The organism is Aetokthonos hydrillicola CCALA 1050 (assembly GCF_017591665.1).
Taxonomy (GTDB): domain Bacteria; phylum Cyanobacteriota; class Cyanobacteriia; order Cyanobacteriales; family Nostocaceae; genus Aetokthonos; species Aetokthonos hydrillicola.
Genome location: NZ_JAAKGC010000262.1, coordinates 1 through 2,952, shown reverse-complemented (window position 1 = coordinate 2,952; position 2,952 = coordinate 1). Strand labels below are relative to the sequence as shown.

3 protein-coding genes are annotated in these 2,952 nt (G+C 41.9%); 1 reads left to right on the top strand and 2 read right to left on the bottom strand.

The genetic code is table 11. From position 1 onward, the window contains the following. Positions 1-1,196 precede the first annotated feature (1,196 nt). Positions 1,197-1,475 (top strand): hypothetical protein, encoded by a 279-nt coding sequence (locus G4P69_RS36690; protein WP_422614316.1) that lies wholly within the window; start codon positions 1,197-1,199, stop codon positions 1,473-1,475. A 15-nt stretch (positions 1,476-1,490) separates the two neighbouring features. On the opposite strand, the gene G4P69_RS36685 is transcribed toward G4P69_RS36690, so the two are convergent. After that, on the bottom strand, positions 1,491-2,036 hold the full coding sequence (locus tag G4P69_RS36685) for a hypothetical protein (protein WP_208344480.1): 546 nt from the start codon (positions 2,034-2,036) through the stop codon (positions 1,491-1,493). Positions 2,037-2,070: 34 nt separating this feature from the next. After that, complete coding sequence (locus G4P69_RS40160) at positions 2,071-2,199, bottom strand: hypothetical protein (protein ID WP_279606329.1); 129 nt, start codon at positions 2,197-2,199, stop codon at positions 2,071-2,073. Positions 2,200-2,952 lie beyond the last annotated feature (753 nt).

Here is a 2,952-nt window from a genome sequence, read left to right as displayed (position 1 = left end):
TCAGCACAAGCTGACGAAATTGAGAAAAATATTATTGTTTCCAACTATTCCGATTTAACCCAATCGGTAGGGGTCACTGTGTAGTGACTGGGGTAGGCACTCGCCATATGTTTCCAACTATTCCGATTTAACCCAATCGGTAGGGGCGTTCCTAGAAAGAAAGACGACTGTAACTAACAGTTCGTTTCCAACTATTCCGATTTAACCCAATCGGTAGGGAAAAAGTGCTCAAACGCCTCAATTGGTAGCAAAAAATCGTTTCCAACTATTCCGATTTAACCCAATCGGTAGGGAGTTCACATCTAGAACGCTTACCCAGAAAGGGTTTCAAACCCCCAAATCGACACCACTTTTTAAATTGTCAATAAGGGTGAGTTTATTCTCAACAAAACAGGACTCTTGTAGCCTGGAAACTTTGCTACAAGAGCAATCGACACCAGTTAACGAGATTATGAGGTTTTCAAGGTTCGGAGGAGTGGTGTCGATTTCTTGATACATATAGAATCGACTGTAAAATTATACTCCCATTACCTGTTGTTTCAAAGCTATTCGTGCAAATTTGACATAAGTCTTAATACAAGACGAGCATTTTGGTGAGGATTGCATTTCACCCGCTACTCCTCATGACCTGGGGGATTATTTATTTTTGTAAAGATGAGCCTAGGAGGATTACAAAGTATGTTTTGGCTGAAAATACCTCTATATCTGGCTTATATCGATTGTAACTAATTGTAAATTCTCTTGTAAAAATGTCGCAGTGAGCAAGAAAAAATACGAGGCAGTAAAGCAAAGCTTTTTAAAGAAAAACAAGATTTTTTAGTTTGACTCGTGGCTGTTTTCCTGTAATATAAGTAATGAAAGTCTTTTTTAGCGCTAAATGTTTTTGTCAATGTGTACTGTATCACAAAGCTACATCATGACTTCAGTATATCGGCGCAACTGCACCTTGAAAGCTAAATATAGTAATGGTTTCCAATGGGTAGGGTAAGAGTCCTTCTTTTCCCCGTAAGGGGACGGAAACTCCAATGGAATCTACGTCTGGCCTGGTAGTGAAAAATGCAGTAAGAGTCCTTCTTTTCCCCGTAAGGGGACGGAAACTTTCGGTTTTACCGACTACTTCCAGATGGGCTAAAGTAAGAGTCCTTCTTTTCCCCGTAAGGGGACGGAAACCTTTCTCTTCTGGATCATTATTATTAATGGTGAGAGAAGTAAGAGTCCTTCTTTTCCCCGTAAGGGGACGGCGATCTGCGCAACGCTTACGCACTATGTACTTTCGGAGCGATCGCACTTTCGCTCAACTTCAAACAACTGGTAGTTATGCAGCTTCCATTTCCGGCTCGTCTAGAATTTCTGGGTTTCGCTTAATTGCTTCCCTACGGCAGGCTGCGGCGGTGGTGATTATGAGGAGTTGGGAAGAATGTGGCGTGGAGGATGATCCAAGGGCGGCTATTTTGGTGATGTTGGTGACGAACTGATCCCATAGAGTTAAGTTATCTTAAAATTTGCCGCCTGCGACGGGATCGTTCAATAGCCTCTAGCTTCTCTTCTAGGACATATTCTCTTAATCTTTCCCAACCCCATCTTGTAGCTGCACAAAAATTTACTTTTGTGCCTGTTCGTAGCAAAATATAATCTTCGTTGACATCGGCAATAATTTGGTTGCGAAAATCAGTTCCCCAGACTCTTCCTGCTTCTTCCCAAAAGACTTGACCAGGACTTTTAAAATTAGGATTGTCTAAATATTCGTCTTTCCAATAACGAGAACTCCAACGCTGACCTATAGCTTGAATTAGGCTGGCGTTCGCATAAAAAGGCTCTTGATTTTCTGTGAGCCAGTACCAATAGGCAATTGTGGCACGGATGGCATCTTCAAAGCCCTCAATACAGTTGAGGAGAGCTTCTTGGACATCAGCGCGAGTCAAATCTACACCAATATATGCCAAGGCGTACTTATATTTGCTGAAAATTTCTTCTTTGATTTCAATTTCAAAGTCGTTAAATAAATAAGCTCTTTGAAATGACGTTAAACTCAACATTATAAGAGATATTGAAAGAGTCTACCAATTACTTTTATGATAACTTGAGTACTCTTAAGGGCGCTATATCGCCATTGATAACAAGAGGGATGGCGATAAGCACGACTGCTTGACGCTGCGCGTATCGCGCCAGTACTCGGAATACGCGGGATGAACGAGACATAGAACTTCCTCTGCTCCATAAAGCCACCCTGTATAAGATGCGATCTGCCGTAGGTGGCAGCGCTTCACTATCGCCTTCCAGGGGCAGCGCAAAGCTTACGCTCATGAGTGTAGTATTTCTGTATTGTGTGTAAGTGGGGGCGTTCATGCTTTTTGGCTGGCGATCGCTCTCTGAGCAGTATTGTGTGAAGGGGAGTTGCGCTGTCACTGATGAACTAGAGGGCTGCCCAGCCTTGGAGTGCAGGTTCTTACGCCTATATCTGCATCATATTAAAATAATTTAATCTAGCTCTTGACACACCCAACATTTAGGTTAAAAATTTTAAGTGTAAAGGGGTGCAAGGTTCCCTCTAAAATCCGTAGAAATCCTACTCTTGAAGTGTGAGAGAATTACGGTGAGCTAGAGGACACTAGAAGTGCAAACATTCACTAGACGTGTTGCAAAAGTATTTTGTGGCGTAATCAGGTTTCTGTAAAAAATGTATATCAAAATATATACGGATAACCTATGCTAGTTCATTGGTATTTTTGATTAGGATTATTGCAGATTTTTTAAACGCCACACTATACCATGAATTATTTTTGCAAGAAGTCTAAGGGCTGGAGACTTTAGACGAATTATCTACGTGACTTTTCACGATCAGAGCGTGTCTTTTTGTGCAGGCTCGCAGAGCGACATAGAAATCGGGGATTGCAAAACTCTAAAAATCCCCTGTTCAACATGCCGTTAAAAGTCAGCCGAGCAGCCCTGTTG

What these genes read in the sequence shown, in the direction of transcription:
- G4P69_RS36685 (WP_208344480.1), bottom strand. Translation starts at nt 2,036, where the DNA reads ATGTTGAGTTTAACGTCATTTCAAAGAGCTTATTTATTTAACGACTTT.
- G4P69_RS36690 (WP_422614316.1), top strand. Translation starts at nt 1,197, where the DNA reads ATGGTGAGAGAAGTAAGAGTCCTTCTTTTCCCCGTAAGGGGACGGCGA.
- G4P69_RS40160 (WP_279606329.1), bottom strand. Translation starts at nt 2,199, where the DNA reads ATGTCTCGTTCATCCCGCGTATTCCGAGTACTGGCGCGATACGCGCAG.